27 protein-coding genes are annotated in these 26,855 nt (G+C 33.0%); 10 read left to right on the top strand and 17 right to left on the bottom strand.

What is annotated here, in order from left to right:
- Positions 1 to 237: hypothetical protein (locus tag ABXT06_RS19945; protein WP_354592319.1), on the top strand; the 237-nt coding region annotated here is incomplete at its 5' end.
- 120 nt (positions 238 to 357) lie between these two features.
- Positions 358 to 1,977: an alkaline phosphatase PafA gene (pafA, locus tag ABXT06_RS19950; RefSeq protein WP_354592320.1), complete on the top strand. Its 1,620-nt coding sequence runs from the start codon at positions 358 to 360 to the stop codon at positions 1,975 to 1,977.
- A gap of 125 nt (positions 1,978 to 2,102) precedes the next feature.
- Here pafA and ald read toward each other — a convergent pair whose 3' ends face one another.
- Positions 2,103 to 3,221 (bottom strand): alanine dehydrogenase, encoded by a 1,119-nt coding sequence (ald, locus tag ABXT06_RS19955; RefSeq protein ID WP_260671158.1) that lies wholly within the window; start codon positions 3,219 to 3,221, stop codon positions 2,103 to 2,105.
- A 201-nt stretch (positions 3,222 to 3,422) separates the two neighbouring features.
- Between ald and ABXT06_RS19960 the strand changes: the two genes are divergently transcribed.
- Positions 3,423 to 3,881 carry an Lrp/AsnC family transcriptional regulator gene (locus ABXT06_RS19960; RefSeq protein WP_008467950.1) on the top strand — a complete coding sequence of 153 codons (459 nt, stop codon included), beginning with the start codon at positions 3,423 to 3,425 and terminating at the stop codon, positions 3,879 to 3,881.
- Between the two features lie 65 nt (positions 3,882 to 3,946).
- Here ABXT06_RS19960 and ABXT06_RS19965 read toward each other — a convergent pair whose 3' ends face one another.
- Both ABXT06_RS19965 and ABXT06_RS19970 read right to left on the bottom strand, forming a co-directional pair.
- On the bottom strand, positions 3,947 to 5,395 hold the full coding sequence (locus ABXT06_RS19965; RefSeq protein WP_354592321.1) for a glyceraldehyde-3-phosphate dehydrogenase: 1,449 nt from the start codon (positions 5,393 to 5,395) through the stop codon (positions 3,947 to 3,949).
- Positions 5,396 to 5,595: 200 nt separating this feature from the next.
- Entirely contained in the window at positions 5,596 to 6,996 is a 1,401-nt protein-coding gene (locus ABXT06_RS19970) for a trypsin-like peptidase domain-containing protein (RefSeq protein ID WP_354592322.1), read from the bottom strand.
- A 160-nt stretch (positions 6,997 to 7,156) separates the two neighbouring features.
- On the opposite strand from ABXT06_RS19970, the gene dapF reads away from it, so the two are divergent.
- From dapF to ABXT06_RS19990, 4 genes are all read left to right on the top strand, one after another.
- On the top strand, positions 7,157 to 7,939 hold the full coding sequence (dapF, locus tag ABXT06_RS19975; RefSeq protein ID WP_129744975.1) for a diaminopimelate epimerase: 783 nt from the start codon (positions 7,157 to 7,159) through the stop codon (positions 7,937 to 7,939).
- A gap of 86 nt (positions 7,940 to 8,025) precedes the next feature.
- Complete coding sequence (locus ABXT06_RS19980; RefSeq protein ID WP_198858273.1) at positions 8,026 to 8,559, top strand: GNAT family N-acetyltransferase; 534 nt, start codon at positions 8,026 to 8,028, stop codon at positions 8,557 to 8,559.
- Positions 8,560 to 8,569: 10 nt separating this feature from the next.
- The gene (gene mltG / locus ABXT06_RS19985) at positions 8,570 to 9,610 is read left to right on the top strand and encodes an endolytic transglycosylase MltG (RefSeq protein ID WP_354592323.1); all 1,041 of its coding nucleotides are present in this window, start codon (positions 8,570 to 8,572) and stop codon (positions 9,608 to 9,610) included.
- A 482-nt stretch (positions 9,611 to 10,092) separates the two neighbouring features.
- On the top strand, positions 10,093 to 10,734 hold the full coding sequence (locus ABXT06_RS19990; protein WP_354592324.1) for a peptidoglycan-binding protein LysM: 642 nt from the start codon (positions 10,093 to 10,095) through the stop codon (positions 10,732 to 10,734).
- A gap of 40 nt (positions 10,735 to 10,774) precedes the next feature.
- On the opposite strand, the gene scpA is transcribed toward ABXT06_RS19990, so the two are convergent.
- The 10 genes from scpA to dnaA all read right to left on the bottom strand — a co-directional run bounded on the left by scpA (position 10,775) and on the right by dnaA (position 20,955).
- Positions 10,775 to 12,898, bottom strand: a complete 2,124-nt coding sequence (gene scpA, locus ABXT06_RS19995) for a methylmalonyl-CoA mutase (protein WP_354592325.1) — start codon at positions 12,896 to 12,898, stop codon at positions 10,775 to 10,777.
- Positions 12,899 to 12,940: 42 nt separating this feature from the next.
- Positions 12,941 to 14,305, bottom strand: a complete 1,365-nt coding sequence (locus ABXT06_RS20000; RefSeq protein ID WP_354592326.1) for a methylmalonyl-CoA mutase subunit beta — start codon at positions 14,303 to 14,305, stop codon at positions 12,941 to 12,943.
- A gap of 14 nt (positions 14,306 to 14,319) precedes the next feature.
- Positions 14,320 to 14,652, bottom strand: a complete 333-nt coding sequence (locus tag ABXT06_RS20005; protein ID WP_354592327.1) for an FtsB family cell division protein — start codon at positions 14,650 to 14,652, stop codon at positions 14,320 to 14,322.
- A gap of 103 nt (positions 14,653 to 14,755) precedes the next feature.
- A complete protein-coding gene (gene udk, locus ABXT06_RS20010; protein ID WP_008467967.1) occupies positions 14,756 to 15,364 on the bottom strand; it encodes a uridine kinase in 609 nt (202 codons plus the stop codon).
- Between the two features lie 251 nt (positions 15,365 to 15,615).
- The gene (locus ABXT06_RS20015; protein WP_008467969.1) at positions 15,616 to 16,497 is read right to left on the bottom strand and encodes an SDR family oxidoreductase; all 882 of its coding nucleotides are present in this window, start codon (positions 16,495 to 16,497) and stop codon (positions 15,616 to 15,618) included.
- 78 nt (positions 16,498 to 16,575) lie between these two features.
- Positions 16,576 to 17,703 carry a methionine aminotransferase gene (locus ABXT06_RS20020; RefSeq protein WP_354592328.1) on the bottom strand — a complete coding sequence of 376 codons (1,128 nt, stop codon included), beginning with the start codon at positions 17,701 to 17,703 and terminating at the stop codon, positions 16,576 to 16,578.
- 42 nt (positions 17,704 to 17,745) lie between these two features.
- Positions 17,746 to 18,264, bottom strand: coding sequence for an energy transducer TonB (locus ABXT06_RS20025; protein ID WP_354592329.1), 519 nt, complete (start codon positions 18,262 to 18,264; stop codon positions 17,746 to 17,748).
- A gap of 13 nt (positions 18,265 to 18,277) precedes the next feature.
- The gene (locus ABXT06_RS20030) at positions 18,278 to 18,991 is read right to left on the bottom strand and encodes an SAM-dependent methyltransferase (protein ID WP_354592330.1); all 714 of its coding nucleotides are present in this window, start codon (positions 18,989 to 18,991) and stop codon (positions 18,278 to 18,280) included.
- A gap of 60 nt (positions 18,992 to 19,051) precedes the next feature.
- A complete protein-coding gene (locus ABXT06_RS20035) occupies positions 19,052 to 19,519 on the bottom strand; it encodes a low molecular weight protein-tyrosine-phosphatase (RefSeq protein WP_354592331.1) in 468 nt (155 codons plus the stop codon).
- Positions 19,520 to 19,527: 8 nt separating this feature from the next.
- Entirely contained in the window at positions 19,528 to 20,955 is a 1,428-nt protein-coding gene (dnaA, locus tag ABXT06_RS20040) for a chromosomal replication initiator protein DnaA (RefSeq protein WP_095931847.1), read from the bottom strand.
- 187 nt (positions 20,956 to 21,142) lie between these two features.
- Between dnaA and ABXT06_RS20045 the strand changes: the two genes are divergently transcribed.
- A complete protein-coding gene (locus ABXT06_RS20045) occupies positions 21,143 to 21,547 on the top strand; it encodes an acyl-CoA thioesterase (RefSeq protein ID WP_177212343.1) in 405 nt (134 codons plus the stop codon).
- A 31-nt stretch (positions 21,548 to 21,578) separates the two neighbouring features.
- Here the strand turns inward: ABXT06_RS20045 and ABXT06_RS20050 are convergent, their stop codons facing one another.
- From ABXT06_RS20050 to ribD, 3 genes are all read right to left on the bottom strand, one after another.
- Entirely contained in the window at positions 21,579 to 22,211 is a 633-nt protein-coding gene (locus ABXT06_RS20050) for an IMPACT family protein (RefSeq protein WP_354592332.1), read from the bottom strand.
- A 158-nt stretch (positions 22,212 to 22,369) separates the two neighbouring features.
- Positions 22,370 to 22,972 carry an HAD family hydrolase gene (locus ABXT06_RS20055; protein ID WP_354592333.1) on the bottom strand — a complete coding sequence of 201 codons (603 nt, stop codon included), beginning with the start codon at positions 22,970 to 22,972 and terminating at the stop codon, positions 22,370 to 22,372.
- On the bottom strand, positions 22,965 to 24,014 hold the full coding sequence (gene ribD / locus ABXT06_RS20060) for a bifunctional diaminohydroxyphosphoribosylaminopyrimidine deaminase/5-amino-6-(5-phosphoribosylamino)uracil reductase RibD (RefSeq protein ID WP_354592334.1): 1,050 nt from the start codon (positions 24,012 to 24,014) through the stop codon (positions 22,965 to 22,967). Before ribD ends, ABXT06_RS20055 begins: the two co-directional genes overlap by 8 nt.
- 97 nt (positions 24,015 to 24,111) lie before the next feature.
- Between ribD and ABXT06_RS20065 the strand changes: the two genes are divergently transcribed.
- Together ABXT06_RS20065 and prmC are read left to right on the top strand one after the other, a co-directional pair.
- The gene (locus ABXT06_RS20065; RefSeq protein ID WP_354592335.1) at positions 24,112 to 24,597 is read left to right on the top strand and encodes a GNAT family N-acetyltransferase; all 486 of its coding nucleotides are present in this window, start codon (positions 24,112 to 24,114) and stop codon (positions 24,595 to 24,597) included.
- Positions 24,598 to 24,676: 79 nt separating this feature from the next.
- The gene (gene prmC, locus ABXT06_RS20070) at positions 24,677 to 25,531 is read left to right on the top strand and encodes a peptide chain release factor N(5)-glutamine methyltransferase (protein WP_354592336.1); all 855 of its coding nucleotides are present in this window, start codon (positions 24,677 to 24,679) and stop codon (positions 25,529 to 25,531) included.
- Positions 25,532 to 25,595: 64 nt separating this feature from the next.
- On the opposite strand, the gene ABXT06_RS20075 is transcribed toward prmC, so the two are convergent.
- Positions 25,596 to 26,840, bottom strand: coding sequence for an ABC transporter permease (locus tag ABXT06_RS20075; protein ID WP_354592337.1), 1,245 nt, complete (start codon positions 26,838 to 26,840; stop codon positions 25,596 to 25,598).
- Positions 26,841 to 26,855: the final 15 nt, after the last annotated feature.

Below are 26,855 nucleotides of genomic sequence, written 5' to 3' on the forward strand. Positions count from 1 at the left end.
CGCAGATGGTACTGCAGCATTGTGGGAGAGTATGTCGTCGCCTTTCTTTTAAGAATCCTCATCAGTAATCTGATGGGGATTTTTTGTTTTTATATCATTTTAAAAAAGCTGTCTCAGCCAGCCGCGTTAGTGATGGAAGCGGCATCCTTTTGCGGGACACTCAAAACTTCTTTTTTACCGTACCTTTCTCCCGCAAAAGATACAGCGGACAGCGCGGCCCGGAGGGAAACGCCATAAGTATCTGCGGTCTTGAGCTTATAATTGTTAAATTATAGTCAATTGTTGACGGTTAAATATTGATACTTTAGACTTTTTGAATTTGAATGAGTATTTTTGTGTTTAAATTACTTTTTAAATATGAAGAAAAATATTTTATTGTTAGCACTTCTTGCTGTTACAGGTTTAAGTGCGCAACAACGTCCAAAGTTAGTAGTGGGTATAGTTGTAGATCAAATGAAAATGGAATATTTATATCGCTTTTCAGATGATTTTTCTCCAAACGGCTTTAAAAGATTAATGAATGATGGATTTACTTTCCAAAATATGCATTACAATTATATGCCAACTTATACTGCTCCTGGACACGCTTCAATCTACACAGGTACAACGCCAGCGACTCATGGGATTGTAGGTAACGAATGGTTCAGCAGAACCCTTGGAAAAGAAATGTACTGTACTGATGATGCTGGTGTTAAAACAGTAGGTGACGGTACGCCAGAAGAAGGTGCTATGTCTCCAAAAAATCTTCAAAGTACCACAATAACCGATGAAGTTAGAATGGCTACTAATTTTACTGGAAAAGTGATCGGAATGAGTTTAAAGGATCGTGGTGCAATATTGCCAGCAGGACATTTTGCTAACTGGGCATTTTGGTATAGTAAAACAGGTTCTTTTATTTCTAGTACTTTTTACGGTGAAAAATTACCTGAATGGGTTACAGAATTCAATAATGAAAAAAACTATTTAAAATATATTAATAAAGGTTGGGATTTGTATAAGCCTGCTTCGGTTTATAACGAAAGTCTTCCAGATAATAACCCATACGAAGGAAAACTATATGGAAGTGCAGCGCCTGTTTTTCCATACGATTTGAAATCAATGTATGACAAAAATGATGCTGGAGTTATAAGAGCTACTCCTTTTGGGAATGATCTTTTAGCTGAGTTTGCAAAAAGAGCTATTGAGAAAGAGGAATTAGGTAAAGATAATGTTACTGACTTCTTAACAGTTAGTTTTTCTTCTACAGATTACGTAGGTCACTTATTAGGGCCACGATCAATGGAACTTCAAGATACTTACTTGAGATTGGATCAAACAATTGCTGATTTTTTAGCTTATCTTGATAAAACGGTTGGTAAAGGAAACTATTTACTTTTCTTAACGGCTGACCACGCTGGTGCTGAGAATGTAATTTACTTGAAAGATCGTAAATATAATGTAGATAATTATCCTTCTAAAGAGGTTAAGAAAAGTCTACAGGATTTTTCAACTAAGACTTTTGGTGTAGATTTGATTCAGAATTATTCAAATTTTAATGTTTTCTTCAATAAACAAATTATTAAGGATAAGAAATTAGATCTTGATAAAGTTAAAGATTCTTTTAAAAAGTTTTTAATTACTCAACCACAAGTTAAAAAGGTTTATACAGAGGAAGAAGTTTTGGCTAATGCTGGAAATGATTACGCTCTTAATTTTGTGGCAAAAGGTTATGATGTTACGCAAAATGGTGATTTAGTTATTGTGGATAAACCTGGAATGATAGAATATACACCTACAGGAACATCACACGGAACAATTTATAGCTATGATACGCATGTTCCTGCTATTTTCTACGGTTGGCATATTAAAAAAGGAGAATCTTACGATAAGAAAGCTATAACAGAGATCGCTCCAACAATTGCTCAAAAAATTAAAGTTACTTTCCCAAATGGAACCGAGGCAAAAGTTATGACTGAAGTTCTTGACAATAAAAAATAAAAAGGTTATTATTTAGAAAAACCTGTCTTCATGACAGGTTTTTTTATACCATAAAAAAAGGCTTTTCAATTAAGAAAAGCCTTCTTGTAATAGTGATTTAGTAAGCACTTATATAAGTATTAACACTATGCGTTTGCTAATACTATTTCTTCGTTAAAAGGAAGATTCCAAGCTTCAGCAACTCCTTTGTAAAGGATTTTTCCATTAGCTACGTTTAATCCTTTATTTAATTCTTCATTTTCTGCACATGCTTTTTCCCATCCTTTGTTTGCTAATTGAACAGCATATGGCAAAGTTGCGTTTGTTAAAGCTAAAGTAGAAGTGTAAGGTACAGCTCCTGGCATATTAGCTACACAGTAGTGAACGATATCGTCAATAATGAAAGTTGGATTTTCGTGAGTTGTAGGAGTACAAGTTTCGATACATCCTCCTTGGTCTACAGCTACGTCAACAACAACAGTTCCTGGACGCATTAATTTAAGCATATCACGAGTAATTAAGTGAGGTGCTTTTGCTCCTGGAATTAAAACTGCCCCAACAATTAAGTCAGCATCTTTAATTGCTCTTGTAATGTTGTAATGATTAGACATTTCTGTGTTTACGTTTGCTGGCATGATATCATCCAATTGACGTAAACGTGGTAAGCTTAAGTCCATGATAGTAACTTGAGCACCTAAACCAGCAGCCATTTTAGCAGCTTGAGTTCCTACGATTCCTCCACCTAAAACTAATACTTTTGCTGGTGGAACACCTGGAACACCTCCTAAAAGAATTCCTCTTCCTTTTAATGGTTTTTCAAGGTATTTTGCTCCTTGTTGGATTGCCATACGACCAGCAACTTCAGACATTGGAACTAATAAAGGTAAGCTTCTGTCTGTTTTTTCAACCGTTTCGTAAGCCAAACATACAGCTCCTTTTTCTAACATTGCATGTGTCAATTCTTCTGAAGATGCAAAGTGGAAATAAGTAAATAGTAATTGATCTTTTTTGATCAATGGATATTCAGAAGCAATTGGTTCTTTTACTTTGATGATCATTTCTGCAATAGCATAAACTTCTTCAATAGTTGGTAAAATAACAGCACCTGCTTGAGCATACTCTTCATCAGCAAAACCACTTCCTAAACCAGCTGTAGATTGAACATAAACTGTATGTCCGTGTTTTTTCATTTCAGAAACGCCAGCAGGAGTCAAAGCAACTCTGTTTTCGTTATTTTTTATTTCTTTAGGAACACCTATTATCATTTTGTTATATTTTTTTGTTTTAATTGAAATTGTTTTACAAATCTACAGATAGAGAATAAATTATGGTTTAACGCTTAATAAATAAGAAAATATTATTTTATTTTTTACTTTTGCAGAAAAATATTCTGTTTTTGGTCGAAATTTATTCTTCAAAAAGAAAAAATGACTAAATCACGCTAATTTTAATAAAACGTTTTCGTTATGGCTTTAGATGAAATTGACAAAAAAATCCTACGTCTATTACAGGAAGATGCGCACTACACATTAAAAGACATTGCAAACAAAATAAATTTGTCTTTGACACCGGTTCATGATCGGGTGAAACGCCTTGAAAAAGATGGTATTATCGAAAAATATGTGACGCTTTTAGATAAGAAAAAACTTGGAAATAATTTGACGGTTTACTGCCAAGTTACACTGACAAAACAGACTTATGATACTTCAGAAGGATTTAATCAGTCGATTTTGAATCTGCCTGAAGTTGTAGAATGCAATTACGTTTCAGGCAACTTTGACTATATGCTAAAAATTATAATTCCTGACATGGAAAGTTATCATCATTTTCATCAAAAAAAATTATCGGTATTACCTGAAGTTTCTCTAATAAATACCGTTTTTGTGATTTCAGAAGTAAAAAGTACTACCGTTCTTCCCATTTAAAATAAAACAAAAAACCATCAGAAAAAATCCTGATGGCTTTAAGAAAAAAAGTTAGTTTGGTTGAATTAATAATAAGTATAACGTCTTACTTTGGCAATATATTTTGCTAAACGAATTACTTGATGGCTGTAACCATATTCGTTATCATACCAAATATATAATACTATATTTTTTCCGTCTTTAGAAACAATTGTAGCATTGCTGTCGTAAATAGATGGAGCAGAAGTTCCTACGATGTCAGATGAAACCAATTCGTTACTTAAAGAATATTTAATTTGCTCTACTAGTTCTCCTTCAAGAGCATATTTTTTCATTATTTTATTGATTGCGGCTATTGATGTTGCTTTTTTAACTTCTAAATTTAAAACAACAAGAGAGCCATTAGGAACAGGAACTCGAATAGCATTTGAAGTTAATTTTCCTTCCAATGATGGTAAAGCTTTTGCAACAGCACTTCCTGCGCCAGTTTCAGTAATTACCATATTTAAAGCGGCAGCTCTTCCGCGACGGTATTTTTTATGCATATTATCAACCAAATTCTGGTCGTTGGTATAGGCATGAATTGTTTCTAAATGTCCCTTTACAACACCAAGAGTTTCTTCAACCACTTTTAAAATTGGAGTAATGGCATTTGTTGTGCAAGAAGCAGCTGAGAAAATATTTACTTCATCAGGATTAAATTCATTGTGATTAACGCCATGTACAATATTTGGAACACCTTTTCCAGGAGCAGTTAATAAAACTTTGCTAGCTCCATTTGAAGTCAAATGTCTTTTTAATGCTTCTTCCGTAGTAAATGCTCCAGTATTATCAATTACTAAAGCATCATTAATACCATATGTCGTATAATCGATTTCTTCTGGAGAATTTGCTGTAATGATATGAACTGTCGTTCCGTTAATAATTAAGGCATTATTTTTAGCGTCTGCTATTACAGATCCTTGGAAATCTCCGTGAATTGAATCATATCGCAATAGAGAAGCTCGTTTCTCTAAGCTTGTTGCATCATTTTTATCACGAGTTACAATTGCTCTCAGGCGCAATTGATCTCCTTTTCCAGTTTTAGACATTAGTTCTCTCGCCAATAATCGTCCAATTCTTCCAAAGCCATACAAAACAATATCTTTTGGTTTGATTTCTTTTGAAGATTTTGCTTTTTTCAATTTTTCGATAACAAAATATCTTGCATCGGGATATTTCTCGTCTTCTAAACGATATTCATAGGTTAGTTTTCCAAGATCTATTTTTGCTGGCGGAAGATCTAAAGATAAAACTACTTTTGCGATTTCAACCGAATCAAAAATACTGATTGGTTTGCCCACGAATTCCCCTGCATATTGATGAAGATTTATAATATCGCTAACGTTTTTATCCAATAACTGATTCTTGAATAAAACCATTTCGATAGACTTGTCATACCATAAATCGCTTATGACTTTGATTAATTCGACTCCAGCTTTTCTTCGGTCGACTTGTAATGTTACCTCTTTTTGGTATAATGATTTGTTACTCATAATTGAAAAAATAAAATGCTCACTATTTTAAAATTTGGCGCAAAAGTATCTATTTCAATCGATTTCGTAAACTATTTTAGCATTTATTTTTGAAAATAAAAAAGCCACCTTGATTTATTAAGATGGCTTTTTTTGAAGTTTTCAGTCACAGGCACAGTTTTCAGTTTTAGTAATTGAAAACTGTGACCGAAAACTGCGACTTAAATTATAATTCTGAAAATCTCTCCGTTTCTGTTGATCATTTCAATTCGTACGCTTTGGCCTTCGTCTTTTTTACTTAAAAGTTTTGAAACCGTTTCAACGTTTGTTGCTTTTACATTATCAATACTTAGGATAATATTTCCTAGTAATTCGTTTTGATATTGCATTAAATTCTCATTGCTAATGTTTTTAATTTTAACACCGTAATCTATTCTGAATTTTTTCTTATCAGCAGCATCGATATTTTCTAATTCAATTCCTTTAAATTCGGCGCTGTAAAACTCATTTTTACTTAAAGTTACAGGAACCGTTTTGGTTTTTCCTTCTTTAATATAAGTTACTTTTACAACATCGTTTGGACGTTTTGTATTGATGTAGCCAGATAAATCAGCATAAGTTGCAATGTTTTGATCATCCAATTTTACAATGATATCACCTTTAGTTAAACCAGCTTTTTCTGCACCAGAATTTTTAGAAACTCTATTAATGTAGAATCCTTGAGTTTCTGTTACTCCTAATTCTTTAGAAGCTGTTGCATTCAATTCTCCTCCTTCAACTCCAAGAATACCTCTTTGAACATTTCCATATTCCATAATATCTTCAATAATTTTTCTGGCAATATTAGAAGGGACAGCAAAAGAATATCCAACATAAGAACCGGTCATAGAAGAAATCATTGTATTAATTCCAATTAATTCGCCTCTTGCATTCACTAACGCTCCACCACTATTACCTGGGTTTACCGCAGCATCAGTTTGTATGAAAGATTGGATTCCGCTTTGATCTAAATTTCTCGCTTTCGCTGAAACAATTCCTGCAGTTACAGTAGAAGTCAAGTTATAAGGATTCCCAACTGCCAGTACCCATTCACCAACTTTTACGTTATCTGAATTTGCAAAAGCAGTATAAGGAAGTTTTTCATCAGCATTGATTTTCAAAAGGGCGATATCCATTTTAGAATCAGTACCAATTAACTTCGCTTTGTATGATTTTTTATTGTTTAAAGTAATTTCTATTTCTGTAGCGTCTTTAATTACGTGATTATTAGTAACAATGTATCCGTCTTCAGAAATAATTACACCAGAACCAGTTCCTACTTGTTCTTGCTGCTGTTGTCCGCCATATCCGTAGAAAAATTCAAGCATCGGATTGCTTACAGTTCTTCTAGAAACATTTTTTACGTGAACAACGGTATGAACAGTTTTGTCTGCGGCTTCGGTAAAATCTAATGTTTCAGCACCTAATCCAACATTTTTTCCATAAGAGTTAGGGGCAAGAGTTACAACAGAATTTCCTTTTCCAAAAAAAGAATTGTTGCTTTCAAATAATAACTTGTAAGCACCAAGAGTAATAGCACCACTTAATAATGACACTAAAAATAAGGCTGAAAATCTTTTCATGTTAGAATTTATAATTTAAGTTATTAGAAATTTATGTTTTTAATATTTAACGTAAAAATACTTCAAAAAATTATTTGTAAAAATGGTTTAACTCTCTTTAACAATGATTAACATTTCATTAATTAATAGTTCGTACTTTTGTATTTCTAACAACTAAAAAATGCAAATAGAATTTTATAAATATCAAGGTACTGGAAACGATTTTGTAATGATTGACAACCGCACAAATTTCTTTCCAAAAGAGGATGTAAAACTTATTGAGCGTCTGTGCGACAGACGTTTCGGAATTGGAGCAGACGGGTTAATTTTACTTGAAAATGATTCTGAAACTGACTTCAGAATGGTTTACTATAATTCTGATGGAAATCAAAGTTCAATGTGCGGAAACGGCGGTCGTTGTCTTGTTGCTTTTGCTAACCAATTGGGAGTAATTGATGACAAAACTACTTTTATCGCAACAGATGGATTACATCACGCTTCTGTAAATGCCGACTCAATTGTTTCTTTACAAATGATTGATGTAAACGAAATTCAGAAAAAAGATTCTTATACTTTCCTAAATACTGGTTCTCCGCATCATGTTCAAATTGTTGATGATTTGGAGCATTATAATGTAAAAGAAAATGGAGCCGCAATTCGTTATGGTGAATTGTATGGCGAGAAAGGAAGCAATGTCAATTTTGTTAAAAAAGTAGACAACGACACTTTTTCTTTAAGAACCTACGAAAGAGGTGTTGAAGATGAAACTCTTGCGTGCGGAACTGGAGCGACAGCAGTTGCGATTGCGATGAATGCAATTGGAGAAACAGATAAAACTTCGATAAACTTAAATGTTGAAGGAGGAAAACTGGTAGTTTCTTTTGATAAAGATAATGATGGTTATACCAATGTTTTCTTGACCGGACCAGCAAAATTCGTTTTTAAAGGAACAATCGAGATTTAATTTATAAATCTCAAATTTTTTAAATTCCAAATTCCAAATTCCAATTGATAGTCTAAAATCTGCTATCAAAAATCTAAAATTGTAAAATGATAACATTAAAAGGCGATTCGATTTATTTGCGAGCTCTTGAACCTCAAGATTTGGAGTTCATCTATTCTATAGAAAATGATGAGAATATCTGGGAAGTTAGTAATACGCAGACTCCTTACAGCCGTTTTTTGATTAAACAATATTTAGAAAATGCCCATCAAGATATTTACGAGGCAAAACAACTTCGTTTGGCTATTTGTCAAGATGAAGATTTTCCTGCAATTGGGTTAATTGATTTGTTTGAATTTGATCCTAGAAATAATAGGGCAGGGATTGGCATTGTTATTCAGAAAGAAGAAAATCAGGGTAAAAATATTGGTTCTGAGGCTTTAGAGCTTTTAATAAATTATTCTTTTACTAATTTAAATCTCCATCAATTATATGCAAATATTGGCGTACAAAATGTAGCGAGTATTGCACTTTTTACTAAATTTGGTTTTAAGAAAATCGGAATAAAAAAAGACTGGATTTTGTATCATAATCACTATCATGATGAAGCAATTTTTCAGCTAATTAACAAACAAATTTAAATTTTAAGCTTTGAGTCTAAAAAAAATAATCACAATAAGTGCCGTAGCCATAATTTCAGTTTTATTGATTTATGGTTTTATATTAATCAGTAAAATATTTAGTTCTAATACTAAATTTGAAGAAAAAGAGGTATACGTTTATGTGCCGACAGACGCTAATTATGCTGATGTAAAAAAGATTTTAGCGCCTTACATCAAGAATTTTGACAACTTTGAAATGGTTGCCGAAAAAAGAGATTATCCTGAAAATGTAAAATCAGGTCGTTTTCTTTTAAAGAAAGACATGAACAATATTGACTTAGTGCGCGCAATGCGCTCTAATGTTCCAGTTAAGTTGGTTTTTAATAATCAAGAGCGTTTAGAGAATTTTGCTGGAAGAATCGGAAAAGAAATCGAAGCAGATAGTTTATCTTTATTGAAAGCGATTAAAGATTCGACTTTCTTAGCTGCAAACGGATTTAATGAAGAAAACGTTTTTGCAATGTTTATTCCTAACACTTATGAAATTTATTGGAATACTTCAGCAGAAAAATTCCGTGATAAAATGATTAAGGAATATCATAATTTCTGGACAGCGGACAGAATTGCTAAAGCAAAAGCACAAGGATTAACTCCAGTTCAAGCAACAATTTTAGCTTCTATTGTACACAAAGAATCAGTTAAAAAAGATGAAAGACCGCGTATTGCAGGAGTTTATTTAAACCGTTTACGTTTAGAAATGCCATTGCAAGCAGATCCGACAGTTATTTATGCTTTAAAATTAAGAGATAACGATTTTGATCAAGTTATAAAAAGAGTTTTTTATAATGATTTGGTAATGAGGTCTCCATATAATACTTATGTAAATAAAGGACTTCCTCCTGGACCAATTGCAATGCCTGATATTACAGCATTAGAAGCAGTTTTAAACCCAGAGAAGAACGATTATATTTATTTCTGTGCAAGTGTCGATCGTTTCGGATATCACGAGTTTGCGGCAACATTGGCAGAACACAATGTAAATGCAAAAAAATATTCAGATTGGATCGCAAGTCAAGGAGTAACGAGATAATTCTATTATCTTTTTAAATATTGAAGACCGAAGTAAATTCTACTTCGGTTTTTTTATTTCTTTATAATGCAAAATGATTTTTAAATCGAAAAATTGTGAAATTGCTATTTTCGATATTTTTTAGATTGAAGTAATAAAAAAATAAACATTTATTAATGTTGATTTTTATAAAATTCAAAAACTGGTTTTCAAGAGTTGCATAAAAAATCATGATTTATGCATAAGAAAATTCTTTCTTTTTGATAAAATTTGCTTAAAATTTATATAAAATGCGATTTTTTTTGGTCTTTATTTTTGGTTTTTAAAGTTAAAAAACGTGAACTAAAATCTCTCGGAATCCATTACTATAACTGGGATGAAAGCAATTTCCGGTTTTACGTAAAAAATGCTAAACTATTGATTTTAAGCATATTTTTAAAATAACTTATCTTTGCACCGTAGAAATTTCAAGAGGGTGACAGCGTCTTGAAGAAAAACAATTTATGATAAAGAAATGGTATTTTTATGCGAGTTTAGTCGTTATTATTACATTTTTAAGTTTGGGATTTATTCCCTCTAACAACGAAACCAAACCTTGGTTTTTAATTGAAAAAACAGATGGATCAGAATACATTTTTCCATCAAAAGAAAAAGATGATTATCCAAAAATCGCAAATGTCCCATTCACAGGAAATCGTCTAATAGGATTTAAAGAAGCAGTCGCTTTTAAAGAATCACAAGGGCAGTACAGATTAGTAAACACCCTTGGTTATATGGGCAAATATCAATTTGGTTCTAAAGCTTTAAGAGCAATCGGAATTAATGATAATAAAGCATTTTTAAAAGATCCTGCTCTACAAGAAAAAGCTTTTATGGCTTTGCTAGCGAAAAATAAATGGATTTTACGTAACGAAATCGAAAAGTACGAAGGTAAAATCGTTAGTGGTATTGAAATTACCGAATCTGGAATTTTAGCTGCAGCGCATTTAGGTGGTGCAGGTTCTGTAAAGAATTTTTTCAAAAATAAAGGAAGCAGACATTTTAGAGATGCTTTCGGAACTTCTTTGAAAAGCTACATGAGAGATTTTGCAGGTTACGATCTTTCTTTTATAGAAGCTGACAGTAACGCAACAGTAAACGACTAAATGAAAAAAGAAAAATCCCTTGTAAAAAGGGATTTTCTTTTTAATCTATTAAAGCTTCTAAGATTTTTATAGCCGCTTCACTTATTTTAGTTCCAGGTCCAAAAACGGCCGATGCACCCGCATCAAATAAGAATTGATAGTCCTGAGACGGAATTACACCACCCACAATTACCATAATGTCTTCTCGTCCATATTTTTTTAATTCTTCTATAACTTGCGGAACCAAAGTTTTGTGTCCAGCAGCAAGTGATGAAACTCCCAAGATGTGAACATCATTTTCGACAGCTTGTTTTGCAGCTTCTGCAGGAGTTTGAAATAACGGACCTATATCAACATCAAAACCAACATCGGCATAACCTGTTGCAACCACTTTTGCACCACGATCATGACCGTCTTGTCCCATTTTTGCAATCATAATTCTAGGACGTCTTCCTTCTTGTTTGGCAAAAACATCAGCTAGTTGTTTTGCTCGTTCAAAATTCTCGTCATTTTTTATTGCTGCACTATACACTCCGCTAAAAGATTTAATTTGTGCTTTAAAACGGCCAAAAACAGTTTCCAATGCATTACTGATTTCGCCTAATGTTGCTCTGTTTCTAGCGGCTTCAATTGCATTTTCTAATAAGTTTCCTTCTCCTGTTTGTGCACAATGGATTAATTTTTCTAGTGACTTATTTACTTTTTCAGAATCTCTGGTTCGTTTTATTTCTTCAAGACGCTCGACTTGCTGTTTACGAACCAATTGATTGTCTACATCGAGAATATCCAAAGGATCTTCCTTTTCTAAACGATATTTATTTACGCCAACAATAATGTCTTGCCCGCTGTCAATTCTTGCTTGTTTTCTTGCCGCAGCTTCTTCAATTCGAAGTTTTGGAATTCCAGCTTCAATTGCTTTGGTCATTCCGCCAAGTTCTTCTACTTCTTCAATTAATTTCCAAGTTTTCTCAGCAATGTCATTGGTTAAACTTTCAACATAATAACTTCCAGCCCAAGGATCTACGGTTTTGGTAATTTTGGTTTCTTCTTGAAGAAAGATTTGCGTATTTCGAGCAATTCTTGCCGAGAAATCCGTTGGAAGTGCAATTGCTTCATCTAAGGCATTGGTATGCAAAGATTGTGTTCCTCCAAAAACGGCAGCAGCAGCTTCGATACAAGTTCTTGCCACATTATTAAACGGATCTTGTTCTGTTAAACTCCATCCGCTGGTTTGGCAGTGTGTTCTTAATGCTAGGGATTTGTCGCTTTTTGGATTGAACTGCTGTAATAATTTCGCCCAAATCATTCGGCCAGCTCTCATTTTAGCAATTTCCATAAAATGATTCATTCCGATTGCCCAAAAGAAAGATAATCTTGGCGCAAATTCATCAATCGTCATTCCTGTTGATAATCCCGTTCTGATGTATTCTAAACCATCGGCCAAAGTATAAGCTAATTCAATATCAGCTGTTGCTCCAGCTTCCTGCATATGATAGCCAGAAATGGAAATAGAATTGAATTTTGGCATTTTTTTGCTCGTAAATTCAAATATATCAGCAATAATTTTCATCGAAGGAGTGGGAGGATAGATATAAGTATTTCTAACCATAAACTCTTTCAAAATATCGTTTTGGATTGTTCCTGCCAGTTTTTCGGGGCTAACGCCTTGTTCTTCGGCAGCAACAATGTAAAAAGCCATAATCGGTAAAACAGCTCCGTTCATGGTCATGGAAACAGACATTTCATCTAACGGAATCTGATCGAAGAGCACTTTCATGTCTTCAACAGAATCGATTGCAACACCTGCTTTTCCAACATCACCAACGACTCTTTCGTGATCTGAATCGTAACCGCGATGCGTTGGCAAGTCAAAAGCAATGGAAAGTCCCTTTTGTCCTGCAGCTAAATTTTTTCTATAAAAAGCGTTGCTTTCTTCTGCCGTAGAAAATCCTGCATACTGGCGAATGGTCCAAGGGCGTCTCACATACATTGTTGCATATGGCCCACGTAAGTTTGGTGCAAAACCAGCTCCGAAATCAAGAAATTCTAAATCTTCGATATCTTTCTCCGAATAATTTCTTTTGATTTCAATTCCTTCAGCGGTCGTAAAGTTTTCAGCAGAATCAACTTCTAACTTCTGACTTTTAACGTCTAACTTTATATTTTTAAGGTCTTTTCTAATCATTGAGACACTTTTTTGAATTTTTAATTAATTACTTTTAAGAGATTATTCCAGTTCTAATCGTTCTTGCTCCATTTTCTCAGCCAATCTTTTTTCGATAATGGGTGTAATTAATGTTTTTCTTGGTTTGATTTTTACAAAAGGAAACAATTCTAAATCATGTTTCATTCTGTCTTCTTTGTTTGGATATTTATTTGTTCCTAAAAGAATTTCTTTTTTAGAATCGAATAATTCCTGTTCTTTATTGGCACTTTCCTGAATTTTCTTTTTGATTGTGCCTTCATTTAGAAGTTTTAGAAAACCTCCATTGGCTTCGATTTCTTTAAATAAATTCAAACTTTTTTCTGCCAATTGCATCGTTAAGCTTTCAATATAATAACTTCCGTCAGCTGGATTATCTACTTTATCAAAATAACTTTCGTGCTTTAAAATCAAAAGTTGATTTCTAGAAATTCGATCTCCAAATTCGTTGTCTTTATGATATAGAGCATCGTAAGGAAGATTGGCAATTGCATCTGCGCCACCTAAAATTGCCGACATACATTCAGTTGTGGTACGAAGCATATTTACATTATAATCGTAAATTGTTTTATTACGTTTTGTTGGCGTTGCCAGTATATGACATTCGATTTTTGAATCGTATTCTGCAGCAATTAAATCGAAAAGCATTCGAAGCGCACGAAGTTTAGCTATTTCAAAAAAATAATTTGTTCCAACAGAAACCTGAAAAACAATTGATTTTGCTTTATCAGAGAAACGATTTAAATATTCGTTTGCGTGTGCTAAGCTGTAAGCAATTTGCTGTGTGATATTGGCACCTGAATTTTGATACAATCCCAAATCTACACTAAGCAGATTTAAATGGGTTGTATTTTTTAAAAGTAAATCTAAAGTTTCAAAATTATTTTTTTCAGAAGTAGTAAACCAATTTCCTTCTCTTGCCAATTGTCCGATTGGATCAAAATTGCAATAAAAATTAGCTTTTTTCTGTATTGAAATAGTATCTAATTTTTTAACGAAATCGATTGAAATAAAACTGAAATGAAAATAAACCGTTCTGTTTTCTAAAGGAAGATTTTCCAATAGTTTTTCAACGTCAATTTTATCGTTTTCAATTGTAAATCGAAGACTTTCTGCACCTCTTTCTAAAGTGTTTAAAGCACGTTCGATAGATTTTTCTACATCGAAAACAAAGATATTTTGGCAGATTTTAAAATCTGAGGCTTGCGTATTTACATTTGCAGCTTTTGTAAATTCGTCACAGTGATAAAAAGGTTTTACCTGAATATCTTCTGGCGAATTCCAAATAACAGTTTGATTGTAATCAGCTCCGTCCAATTCAAACTGAATTTTTTGTTTCCATTGTTTGGATGAAATCGGATTAAAATCGTCGAATAGGTTAGTGGCCATTGTATTTTGTTTGATTATTCTTTGTCTTGAATGGTATCTCCTTCAAATTGTATGATATAAATATCTTCGCTGTCTTTTTTCATGAAATACTTTTCGCGAGCGTATTTCTCAATTTGTTCAGGATTTTTGAGCTGTTTGATTTGTTCCTGATCTTTTTTGATTTCTTCTTGATAATATTTTTTATTATCCTCAAGCTCGTGTATTTGTTCATCTAAGAAACGATGATCAAAATAAGAGTAATTGTCTAAAAATAACATCCAAACAATAAAAAACAGTAAAACCCAGACATATTTATTGCCTAGATATTTAAACCACTTTTTGTCTTTATATGGATTCTTGAATTTCATATAAGATAATTTCTTTTGAATTGTTTTTTTTAGACCTGTTAGAGAGCAAACCCGACCTTGGCCGGGCTGCATATAATTTTATGGTTTAAATTTACGATAAAAATTATGAAATTCTCTGATTAATTACAGCACGAACGACATCAATTGCTACCGTATTGTATTTGTCATTCGGGATGATAATGTCTGCAAAAGCCTTAGAAGGTTCAATAAATTGCTCATGCATAGGCTTTAAAGTCGTTTGATAACGGTTTAAAACTTCATCAATATCGCGTCCGCGTTCTGAAATATCTCTTTTCAAACGACGAATTAATCTTTCGTCAGAATCTGCGTGAACAAAGATTTTAATGTCGAACATATCGCGTAGTTCAGGATTAGTCAAAATTAAAATTCCTTCAACAATCATCACTTTTCTTGGATGAGTCGAAACAGTATCGTCTGTTCTATTGTGTTGGATAAAAGAATAAACAGGCTGATCGATTGTTTCTCCCGCTTTTAAAGCTTTTAGGTGTTTTACCAATAATTCAAAATCGATCGCACGTGGGTGGTCAAAATTAATTAATGCTCTTTCGTCAAAAGATAAATTATCGGTTTGTTTATAATACGAATCCTGAGAAATTACTCCAACTTCTGTGTCTGGTAATTCATTCATAATTTGGTGTACTACTGTAGTTTTTCCACTTCCTGTTCCTCCTGCAAGTCCGATAATGAGCATAAAATTTTTGTTTGATATTTGTTTGACAAAATTAATAATTAATGTGAATTTTTAAACATTTAAAATAATTTAACCATATAAGTAACATAAGTAAATTTAAGTAAACAGATATTTAAACAAAATGCTTCTTAACTGAACTTATATTACTTATATGGTGAAAAACATAAAAAAAATCCCGAAAGTAAACCTTCGGGATTTCGTGCAATCAGTATAGTTTAAAAAAATATTCTGAATTTAGTAAGCACTTGTAATTATTTATTCTTTTTTGCTTTAATCATCATTTCAAGCTGATCCCAAAGTTCTTCTGGAATTGCTTCTAATAAGTTAAACTGTCCAGCACCTTTTAGCCATTCGCCTCCATCAATTGTAATCACATCTCCATTAATATATGAAGAGAAATCGGAAACTAAGTAAGCTGCTAAATTTGCTAATTCTTGGTGATCTCCAACTCTTTTTAATGGCACTTTTTTCGCCATGTCAAATTTCTCTGAAAGATCTCCTGGTAATAATCTGTCCCAAGCTCCTTTTGTTGGAAAAGGTCCTGGAGCAATGGCGTTAGAACGAATTCCGTATTTAGCCCATTCTACAGCAAGACTTCTTGTCATTGCCAAAACTCCTGCTTTTGCCGTAGCACTAGGAACAACATAAGCAGATCCTGTCCAAGCGTAAGTGGTCACTATATTTAAAATCGTTGCCGAAGTTTGCTTTGTGTCAATCCAGTGTTTTCCAAAAGCAAGCGTACAGTTTTTAGAACCTTTAAGTACAATATCTATCACAGTGTCAAATGCATTTGCCGATAATCTTTCTGTTGGAGAAATGAAATTTCCTGCTGCATTATTTAAAAGAACATCTACTTTTCCGAAAACTTTTAAAGTTTCTTGAAGCATGTTTTCTACTTCTTCGTAATGGCGAACATCACATTGAAGAGGAAGACATTTACCTCCAGTCTGACTTTCCAGTTCGGCAGCTGTAGTTTTTAACTTCTCTAAATCTCTAGAAGTTATCGCTACTTGAGCTCCTAATTCAAGAAAATATTTGGTCATGGCTTTACCTAAACCGCTTCCGCCGCCTGTAACGACAATGACTTTGCCTTTTAAAGCATCATCACGTAACATTTTATCTGTGTAGCTCATACTTTTCTTTTTTTTTTACAATAATAGTTAAATAAAATAGGATGCATGCATAATAATGTTATAAAATTTCAATAAATTTTATATATCACATAATTTTTTTGCTGCAGATTCAAGTGTGAAGTCGTCTTTAGCGAAACAAAAGCGAATTAATTTCTGATCTTTATGATCGGAGTAAAAAGTTGAAATTGGAATTGCCGCCACGCCATGATCGATAATCAGATTTTTACAGAAAGTAACATCGTCATCATTTGAAATATAAGCATAAGAAGCGACTTGAAAATATGTTCCTTCACAAGGTTTCAATTCAAAACGACTATTTTGAAGTAGTTTTTGAAAGTAATCTCTTTTTTCCTGATAGAATTTCCCAAGAAGATTAACATCAACAACATCTAAATATTCGCTGATTGCAAATTGAGAAATGCTGTTTACGCTGAAAACCAAAAACTGATGCACTTTTTTGATTTCTTTCATTAAATGTTCTGGAGCAATGGTATAGCCAATTTTCCAACCTGTTATATGAAATGATTTCCCGAAAGAAGAAACCATCACGCAACGATCTAAAAGGAAATCTTTAGTGTGTGCCGAAATATGTTTTTCTTCGAAAGTAATATATTCGTAAACTTCATCGGATAAAATGATAATGTCTGGATATTTTTCAAGAAGATTTTTTAACTGAATGAAATCATTTTCAGTTAAAATTTTCCCCGTCGGATTATGAGGATTATTGATAATCATCATTCTGGTTTTGGCAGAACAAGCTTTTTCAATTCTTTCCCAATTTGGCGTATAATCGTCATTTAGTGCCACTCGAACTGGTTTGGCTTTGCAAAGCAAAACAGGAGATTCATATGAATCATAACTCGGATCGAGAATAACTACTTCGTCATTTTCTTTTACTAAAGCCAAAATTGTGGTGAAAATTCCTTGAGTTGCTCCAGCGGTAACCAAAAGTTCTGTTTCTGGATTGATTGTTCTATTGTAAGAACTCTGAGTTAACTTCACAATTTTATTCATCAATGGAGGATAACCTGCCATTGGTGTATATTGATGAACGTTTTCTTTTGCTAATCTGGTAACAATATCAGTCAATCTTTCGTCAACAGGAAAATTTGGAAATCCCTGAGATAGGTTTATTGCATTGTATTCGGCTGCCATTTTTGACATTACCGTAAAAATGCTTGTGGTTACGTTTGGGAGTTTGCTCATGATAAAGTTTGATTAAGGAAAAACTTGCAGTCCAAATAGAAATTAAAGGTTTTGTTCCTGATGATTATCTACAGGTATCGATAAATAGTAAAGAGTTCTCACAATTCTATGATTATTGGTTGCTGGAATCCATTTAGGAGCTTTTTTTAGAACGCGAATTGCTTCGTTTCCTGTGCCGTGCCCAATATCTTTAATAACTTTTATATTGCTAAGATTTCCGTCTTTTTCAACTACAAAATTCACTTCAACCATACCTTTCACATGATCCTCTTCTTCGGGATAGAAGAAATTATTTTTGATGTATTTTTGAAATTTCTGTATTCCCCCTTCAAAATCAGGTTTTACATCAATTGAGTCAATAGCATATATTGTGGTGTCTTCTTTTATTTGAACCTCATTATCACTAATAGATTTATTTGCTTCTGAGATAGATTCCTCAAAGTTATTATCTTTAGCAATATTCTGTTCTGTTTTTTCTTCTTTTGAAGCTTTAGTTTCTGTGAGAAAATTGCATTGTATGAAACCAATCAAAATCAAAATTAGAATTAAAGTCTTTTTCATTCTCCTAGATTAATTACATTTTATGAATAATAAAAATAGCAGGGCGTTTATCAATGTCGATTTTTAATTTTTTCCAATCAGAAACTTTCATTGTTTTAATAAATTCTGTTGGTAAAGTAATATCTGCTGCAATACAAAGATGAGTTGCAGGACTTAAAATCTGCAAAAGATCTTCAATCAGTTTGTTGTTTCTGTATGGAGTTTCAATAAATAGTTGCGATTGGTTTTTATCATAAGATAATTTCTCAAAATGACGAATTGCCGATTTTTTCTCGTCTTTATCAATTGGTAAATATCCGTTGAAAGTAAAGCTTTGACCGTTCATTCCAGAAGCCATCATAGCCAATAGGATAGAAGAAGGACCAACTAAAGGTACAACCTGAATTCCTTTTTCGTGAGCTAGTTTTACAATTGCAGCACCAGGATCGGCAACTCCAGGACAGCCAGCTTCGCTCATTAATCCCATATTTGTTCCTTCTAATAAAGGTTTAATAAAATCATTATACTCGCTGGTTTCTGTTCTTTTGTTTAACGTAAAAAGAACCAGTTCAGATTGTTTTTTTTCAGGATAAACAGCTTTTATAGATTTTCTGGCAGTTTTGTCGTTTTCAACAATATAATGGTCGATAACTTCTATCGTTCTTCTAACAGTTTGTGGTAAAACATCCATCGGATCGCTTTCGCCCATAGTTGTTGGAATTAGATATAATTTTCCGAAAGATTTCATGTGCTTTTGTTTAAAATTAAAAAATTCAATTATCTCTTTTTTAGAAATAATTGAATCGAATTAGGAGTGTTTTTTAAGTAATTGATCTGCAATAAGATCTGTTACTTCGTCCAGCATTTTGTATACGTTTTCAAAACCATTTGTTGAACCATAATATGGATCTGGAACATCAACATTTTCATCTGGGAATAAATCGTTTAAAATCAAACGGACCTTATTTTTATGTTCTGGAGTTTTGGCTAAATGAACAACATCACGAAAATTTGAATTATCCATTACATAAACATAATCGAATTCATCAAAATCAGAGACTTTTATTTGTCTGCCTTTTTGTGCACCGATGTTGATTCCGTATTTTTTAGCAACTTCAATTGAGCGTTTGTCAGGGCAATGTCCAACATGCCATGATCCTGTTCCTGCAGAATCAACTAAAAATCTATCTTGAGGTAATTTAGAAGCTAAAATTCCTTCTGCTAAAGGAGATCTGCAAATATTCCCTAAACAAACCATTAAGATTTTTACAGGCATGGCGCGTATTAAAGCGTTAGTTTTTTATTGATGTCTTCAACAAACTTTTTAAATTGTTTGTCTGTAGAAACTAAGTTGTCGACTGTTTTACAAGCATGAAGAACAGTTGCGTGGTCGCGGTCTCCAATTTGTGAACCAATATTAGCTAAAGAAGCTTTAGTGAATTTTTTAGCAAAGAACATCGCTAGTTGTCTTGCTTGTACAACATGCCTCTTTCGGGTTTTAGATTGAAGTGTTTCTATATCCAATTGGAAATAGTCTGAAACAATTTTTTGGATATAATCGATAGAGATTTCTCTCTTTACGTTTTTAACAAATTTCTCTACAACGCTTTTCGCTAGCTCAATTGTAACTTCTTTTTTGTTGAAAGAAGACTGAGCGATTAGCGAAATAATAGCACCTTCAAGTTCTCTAACATTTGATTTGATGTTTCTTGCAACATATTCTAGAATATCTTCTGGCATTTCTACACCATCACGGTATAAAATGTTTTTTAAGATTGAGATACGAGTTTCGTAGTCAGGCTGATGTAATTCTGCAGATAATCCCCATTTAAAACGTGACAATAATCTTTGTTCGATGTCCTGCATATCAACAGGAGCTTTGTCTGAAGTTAAGATTACTTGTTTTCCGTTTTGGTGTAAATAGTTGAAAATATGAAAGAATACATCTTGCGTTCCTGATTTTCCAGATAAAAACTGAACGTCATCAATAATCAAAACATCGATTAACTGATAAAAGTGAATGAAATCATTACGATTATTCTTTTTAACAGAATCAATGTATTGCTGTGTAAAAATCTCAGCAGAAATATATAAAACGGTCTTTTCTGGATATTTATCTTTTACTTCTACACCTATCGCATGCGCTAAGTGTGTTTTTCCTAAACCAACTCCTCCAAAAATCAATAACGGATTAAATGAAGTTCCTCCTGGTTTGTTGGCAACTGCCATACCAGCAGAACGAGCTAATCTATTTGAATCTCCTTCTAAGAAATTGTCAAAACTATAGTTCGGATTTAACTGAGACTCAATTTTTAAATTTCTGATTCCAGGAATTACAAAAGGATTTTTAAGTTCAGGATTTAAGTTTTTAAACGGAGCATCAACCTCTTGCGGTTTCATTGGCACTCTATTGGCACTTGGCAGCTGCTCGGTAAACGGCTGTTTATTGCCATAAGTGTTCTCCATTTTAATTTTATAGAGTAACTTTGCGTTTTTTCCCAGTTCTTTGGTAAGCGCAACTTTCAATAATTTTACGTAATGCTCTTCGAGCCATTCGTAGAAAAATTTACTTGGAACCTGAATGTATAATGCGTTATCGGTTAGCTCAACTGATTTGATTGGTTCGAACCAAGTTTTATATGCTTGGTCTTGAATATTATCCTTTATAAAGGACAAACAGTTTTCCCATACCGATTGAGCAGTTTTAGTCATAGATTCAGATAAATTTTTATTATTGTTATAAAGATTCTCCTAATAAAAGAGGAGCAATTTTATTCCGTATTTCGGGATAACAAATATGTGAACAAATTTCTGTAAAAAAAAATATTTCGGCATCTAATTTTATAAAAAAAAGTTGTAATGAGGCTTTTTAAATTCGAATTTTTTTAATATTTTATAAATGAAAAATCATCAGACTCAAGTGCGAGTTCGTTACTCAGAAACTGACCAAATGGGAGTCGTTTATCACGGAAATTATGTGCCTTATTTTGAGATAGGACGCGTGGAATGGCTTAGAAATAAAGGGGTTTCGTATAAAAGCATGGAAGAAAGCGGTATTGGGCTTCCAATTGTCAATATGAATATCAATTACAAAAAATCGGCTAGATACGATGAACTTTTGACAATTCATACCACTTTTAAAAGCCACTCTTCGGTGAAGATCGAATTTGACTGCGCAATCTACAATGAGGCAAATGAGTTATTAACAACTGCGACGTTTATTTTAGTATTTGTTGCGTTAAAAACGGGTCGTCCAACAGCTCCTCCAGAGTACATTTTGGAAATATTTAAATCCCTAGAATAATTGTTAAAACGAATAGGATTTTGATGTTAAATTATACTAATTTAATATCGATTTCGAACATTAAATCAAAAATGCTGAACACTGTTTCGGCATTTTTTTTACGCGTTTTTGTCACAATTTTGCCAATTGGCAATCCAGAAATTTCATCCATTTCCATTTCCTGAGATACGATTTCTAATTTCTTTTCTTTGATAACACGCATCACTTTATTCATGTTTTTATAATCAAAAGAAATTAAAAATTCGACATCGATTGTCTTTTCAACAATTTCACAAATTTCCAAAGTCTGCTGCGCAGTTGTTCGATATGCGGAAATTAAACCGCCAACGCCTAATTTTACTCCTCCAAAAATTCGAACCACCACAACAAGAACGTTTGTTACTCCAAAAGATTGTATCTGTCCGTAGATTGGCGCTCCAGCCGTATTGCTGGGTTCGCCATCATCATTGGCGCGATACGAAATTTTATTTCCAACACCCAATTGGTAGGCATAGCAATAATGTACCGCATGCAGATGCTGTTTTTTAAGATCTTCAATAATCGGTTTTACTTCGTCTTCATGATCTATCGGAAATGCATAGCCAAAAAATTTACTGCCTTTTTCTTTAAACAGTATTTCTTCAGATGCAGATGCAATAGTTTGGTAAGTATCGTTAATTTCCAAATGCTAAGCTTTTAATTTTTTTGCCACGAATTACACAGATTTCCACGAATTTCAGTTTTAATTTTTAAGCCAATTCAATTAGTGGAAATTTGTGTAATTTGTGGCAACATACTTTTGAATCCTTTTAATCAGTATAATCTGTGGCTAAAATATTTTTTTTATAATAATCCTTTGCTAAATAAATCTACAACATCTTCTTTGCCAACTTGAAGATTCCATACTTTAATTCCTAAAGTTTCGGCACTGTCTGTGTTTTCTGTTTTATCATCAACAAACAAAGTGTTTTCTGCAACTAGATTATTTTGATCTAATACAAATTGATAGATTTTTGGATCTGGTTTTCTCATTCCTATATCAAACGAAAAATATACTTTTTCAAAACAAGCATAAAAATCTTTGTAAAAAGAAATGCCACTTTTTTCTTCAAATGTATTAATATGTATAGAATCGGTATTGCTTAACAAAAACAAGCGATATTTTTTTGATAACTCCTGAAGAAATTCCAAACGATAAAAAGGGAAATCTGCCAAAACAGCATTCCAAGCTTTCAAAATATCTTCTTTAGAAGCATTTGGCAGTTGTTTTTGAAAACCTCCAATAAAATCTTCTGGAGAAATAGATCCCGTTTCAAATGAAAGATTTAATTGATCCAATTCATTATTCCATTCCTTCATTCCTAATTTTTGTAAACCAGAAATTGTGGCAGGTTTATCTAAATTGATAAAAATGTCTCCAAAGTCAAAAATTATAGCATCAATCATAATTTCTAATTTGTATTAGTTCGTCGCTTAATATGTTAGTCTTAGTGGCGTTTTTTCTTGTAATAATTGGCGCTTTTGTTCCATTTAGAAAATTCGTTTTTCCAATAAAAATTCTAGCTTCATCCCAAAGATTTTCATCAATAAAAGATTGAAGCGTCTGTCTTCCCCCTTCAATAATTACCGATTGGATTTGATTTTGATATAAAACATGTAAAACCTGAGACACAATATTTCTGTTGAAATCAATTGTCTCAAATTGTGTGTTTTCTTTTGATGATTCTTCACTTTCACTAGAAATAATAATAGTTTTTACAGTGTCATCAAAAACAAAACTATTTGGATCGATTCTGTTATTTCGATCTATAACAACTCTTGTGGGATTATTTCCATCCCAATCTCTGGCATTTAATTTCGGATTGTCATCAACTACGGTTTGTGTTCCAACCAAAATAGCCTGTTCTTCTGTTCGCCATTTATGAACCAATTGTCTAGAATATTGATTGGTAATCCAGATAGGTTTTCGATCTTGATTATCGACTTTTTCAGGAGCCAGAAATCCATCTTGACTTTCTGCCCATTTTAGAATTATGTAAGGCCTCTTTTTTTGATGAAAAGTAAAAAAGCGTTTGTTCAGTTCGTTGCATTCATCTTCTAAAACTCCAACGGTAACATTGGCTCCGGCTTCAATTAATTTCAAAATACCTTTTCCAGCCACTTTTTCATTTGGATCAACTGTACCGACAACCACATTCGGAATTTGATTTTCGATGATCAAATCACAACAAGGAGGTGTTTTTCCAAAATGACTACAAGGTTCCAAGCTTACATAAATTGTAGCTTTTTTCAACAGTGATTTATCTTTTACAGATCGCACTGCATTTACCTCTGCATGTGGCTCTCCAGCCTTTTTATGCCAGCCTTCACCGATGATTTTGTTTTCGTAAACGATTACGCTTCCGACCATTGGATTCGGATAAGTTGTTCCAAGCCCATTTTGTGCCAGTTCAATACAGCGTTTTATATATTTTTCATGTATATTCACAGTGCAAAAGTAATTATTTTTGAGTTTATGAGTAAGTTAAGAAACTATAGAAAAAGTATATTTACTTTTGTATTTATAATGACTTAGAATAAAAAAAATGGTAAATTGGCTTATACGAGCAATTGAAAAAGAAGACAATCAGTCAGTTGCAAGTTTAATTAGATCAGTTTTCGACGAAATGGAAATACCAAAAGTCGGAACGGCTTACGAAGATCCATATTTGGATTTAATGTTTGAAGAGTATAGCAAAGTAAAATCAATGTATTTTGTGGTGGAAAGTGAGGGTGAAGTTATTGGATGTGCAGGAATCGCGCCTTTAGACAATGGAGATCCGAAAATCTGTGAATTGCAGAAAATGTATTTTTTGCCAAAAACTCGCGGTTTAGGAATTGGAGCCAAGTTGATGGAGAAATGTTTAGAACAAGCAAAAAGTTTTGGTTTTGAAAAATGTTATATCGAAACAATGCCATTTATGCATGCTGCACAGAAGCTGTACAGAAAATCTGGTTTTGAATATTTGGATGAACCATTAGGATGTACTGGACACAATTCTTGTCCTGTTTGGATGCTGAAAGTATTGTAAATTGTTGTAACAAATTTAGTTCAAGAAGACTTATTGAAAAGATCAGTTTTGGCTGGCGACATAATGTTCAAAAAATAAAATGAAAATTAAACAGTACCGCACTCAATTTATCAAAGAATTATCACCTTTTTACGATGCGTACGAAGCGGAGAGTTTTTTTTATTTAATTCTCGAAGAGAAACACAAACTTCGCCAGATTGACCTGGCATTAAATCACGAATTGACTTTTGAAGGAAACGATTTTATAATTTGGGATGAATTATTAAAGCAATTGAAGCAAGAAGTTCCAATTCAGTATTTGCTTGGGAAAACCAATTTTTACGGTTTGGATTTTGAAGTAAATGAAAATGTTTTAATTCCAAGACCAGAAACAGAAGAATTGGTCGAATGGATTATTAACGAAAATGCGAGTCCCGAAAAGTCAAAAAAAATAAGAATACTAGATATCGGAACGGGTAGTGGCTGTATTGCTATTTCTTTGGCAAAAAACCTTCCGAATTCGGAAGTTGTTGCTATTGATGTTTCTAAAAAAGCAATCGAAACGGCCAAAAGAAATGCTGTAAAGAATAATGTTGATGTGACTTTTGTGATGCTGGATATTTTAAAAGAAGAAGAATTAAGATGCCAGTTTGATATCATTGTTTCTAATCCGCCTTATGTTCGAAATTTAGAAAAAGAAGAAATCAAGAAGAATGTTTTGGACTACGAACCGCATTTAGCTCTTTTTGTTGAAGATAATGACGCTTTGATTTTCTATAGAAAAATTGCTTCATTGGCCAAAAAAGCACTTCTTGAAAAAGGAAAATTATATTTTGAAATCAATCAGTATCTAGGAAAAGAAATGACCGATTTATTAGAAAATATGAATTATTATAACATTGAATTGCGAAAAGATATTTATGATAATGATCGCATGCTGAAAGGGAATGTTTAAAGTTTTCAGTCTTAGTCAAAGTTTTAAAACAAACTAAAACTGTGGCTAAGACTGAAAACTAAAATTATTCATATCGCAAAGCCTCAATAGGATCCAATTTTGATGCTTTTAGGGCAGGATATAAACCCGAAACCAGTGCAACACAAAAACTAGTTGCAAAAGCGGCAAAAATGGCCATCCAAGGAATCACAAAAACAAAACTCATAGCTGTTGCAATAGCAAAACCAAGTAAGATTCCCAAAACAATTCCAACCAAACCTCCAATTTGTCCGATCAATAAAGTTTCGATAAAAAACTGAAAAGCAACAGTTGATCTTTTTGCCCCTAAAGCTTTACGAACACCAATTTCGCGAGTACGTTCTGTAACTGAAACAATCATAATATTCATTAAAGCAATAGACGATCCTAAAATCGTGATAATGCTGATGATCCAAGATGCCCAGCCTAGATATTTGGTAATTCCGAGAATACGGTTAATTAAATCATCACTTCGAACCACGCCAAAGTTATTGTCGCGCACAGGGCTTAATTTTCGGACTCTTCGCATGGTACTTGTTGCATTATCTATGGCTTCGTCTAATACTTCTTTTTTAGAAACCATTACACTAATTGTATAATTGATGTTTGGAGCTGTGAATAAAGATCTCGCAACCTGAATTGGAATTAGAACACGTAGATCCTGACTGTTTCCAAATGTTGATCCCTTTTCTTTCAGAACGCCAATTACTTTAAATCGTGCGCCTCGAATAGAAATTACTTTGTCAATAGGATTTATATCTTTCAACAGCCCTTTTTCAAAATCAGAACCTACAATGCAGGAATAGGTATTGTTCTCGATATCAAATTGATTAAAACTTCTTCCTAGGCTTGTCTCTAATCCAGAATTGGTAATAAAATGTTCATCAACTCCAACAATTGTTATTTCTGGATCTGTTTTTTCGCCTAAATATTTTACTTCGGCAGTTGTCGTTGCTGTAAAAGATAAAGAAGTTTCAGTAAACGGATATTTGTATTTGTTTTTGAAAGCAACCGCTTCAGGATACGAAATAATCGGATTGATTACTTCTCGCTCGTTCCCTCCTCGGTTACGGACTTTATTTTCGTATTGATTGATGTTAAAAGTGTTAGCTCCCATAGAAGCAAAATCGGTAGAAATCGTATTTTCTAATGCAGAAACTACAGTAAGGATGCCAACCAAAGCGGTAATACCGATAGCAATAATTAAAACGGTAAGAATAGTACGCAGAATTTGTGTTTTGATTGAACCAAAAGCAATTCGGATATTTTCTTTAAATAATTTTAGCATCATGACCAATTTGTCACG

Source organism: Flavobacterium sp. UW10123 (assembly GCF_040538975.1).
Classification (GTDB): Bacteria; Bacteroidota; Bacteroidia; order Flavobacteriales; family Flavobacteriaceae; genus Flavobacterium.

Coding starts and splice junctions, on each gene's coding strand:
- ABXT06_RS19970 (WP_354592322.1), bottom strand. CDS start 6,996: ATGAAAAGATTTTCAGCCTTATTTTTAGTGTCATTATTAAGTGGTGCT.
- ABXT06_RS20045 (WP_177212343.1), top strand. CDS start 21,143: ATGAAAAATCATCAGACTCAAGTGCGAGTTCGTTACTCAGAAACTGAC.
- ABXT06_RS20075 (WP_354592337.1), bottom strand. CDS start 26,840: ATGATGCTAAAATTATTTAAAGAAAATATCCGAATTGCTTTTGGTTCA.
- ABXT06_RS20005 (WP_354592327.1), bottom strand. CDS start 14,652: ATGAAATTCAAGAATCCATATAAAGACAAAAAGTGGTTTAAATATCTA.
- ABXT06_RS20015 (WP_008467969.1), bottom strand. CDS start 16,497: ATGAGCTACACAGATAAAATGTTACGTGATGATGCTTTAAAAGGCAAA.
- prmC (WP_354592336.1), top strand. CDS start 24,677: ATGAAAATTAAACAGTACCGCACTCAATTTATCAAAGAATTATCACCT.
- ABXT06_RS20025 (WP_354592329.1), bottom strand. CDS start 18,264: ATGAAAAAGACTTTAATTCTAATTTTGATTTTGATTGGTTTCATACAA.
- pafA (WP_354592320.1), top strand. CDS start 358: ATGAAGAAAAATATTTTATTGTTAGCACTTCTTGCTGTTACAGGTTTA.
- ABXT06_RS19960 (WP_008467950.1), top strand. CDS start 3,423: ATGGCTTTAGATGAAATTGACAAAAAAATCCTACGTCTATTACAGGAA.
- ABXT06_RS20000 (WP_354592326.1), bottom strand. CDS start 14,305: ATGGCCACTAACCTATTCGACGATTTTAATCCGATTTCATCCAAACAA.
- ABXT06_RS20035 (WP_354592331.1), bottom strand. CDS start 19,519: ATGCCTGTAAAAATCTTAATGGTTTGTTTAGGGAATATTTGCAGATCT.
- dapF (WP_129744975.1), top strand. CDS start 7,157: ATGCAAATAGAATTTTATAAATATCAAGGTACTGGAAACGATTTTGTA.
- scpA (WP_354592325.1), bottom strand. CDS start 12,898: ATGATTAGAAAAGACCTTAAAAATATAAAGTTAGACGTTAAAAGTCAG.
- ald (WP_260671158.1), bottom strand. CDS start 3,221: ATGATAATAGGTGTTCCTAAAGAAATAAAAAATAACGAAAACAGAGTT.
- ABXT06_RS19965 (WP_354592321.1), bottom strand. CDS start 5,395: ATGAGTAACAAATCATTATACCAAAAAGAGGTAACATTACAAGTCGAC.
- udk (WP_008467967.1), bottom strand. CDS start 15,364: ATGCTCATTATCGGACTTGCAGGAGGAACAGGAAGTGGAAAAACTACA.
- dnaA (WP_095931847.1), bottom strand. CDS start 20,955: ATGACTAAAACTGCTCAATCGGTATGGGAAAACTGTTTGTCCTTTATA.
- ABXT06_RS19990 (WP_354592324.1), top strand. CDS start 10,093: ATGATAAAGAAATGGTATTTTTATGCGAGTTTAGTCGTTATTATTACA.
- ABXT06_RS20065 (WP_354592335.1), top strand. CDS start 24,112: ATGGTAAATTGGCTTATACGAGCAATTGAAAAAGAAGACAATCAGTCA.
- ABXT06_RS20055 (WP_354592333.1), bottom strand. CDS start 22,972: ATGATTGATGCTATAATTTTTGACTTTGGAGACATTTTTATCAATTTA.
- ABXT06_RS20020 (WP_354592328.1), bottom strand. CDS start 17,703: ATGAGCAAACTCCCAAACGTAACCACAAGCATTTTTACGGTAATGTCA.
- ABXT06_RS20030 (WP_354592330.1), bottom strand. CDS start 18,991: ATGAAATCTTTCGGAAAATTATATCTAATTCCAACAACTATGGGCGAA.
- ABXT06_RS19980 (WP_198858273.1), top strand. CDS start 8,026: ATGATAACATTAAAAGGCGATTCGATTTATTTGCGAGCTCTTGAACCT.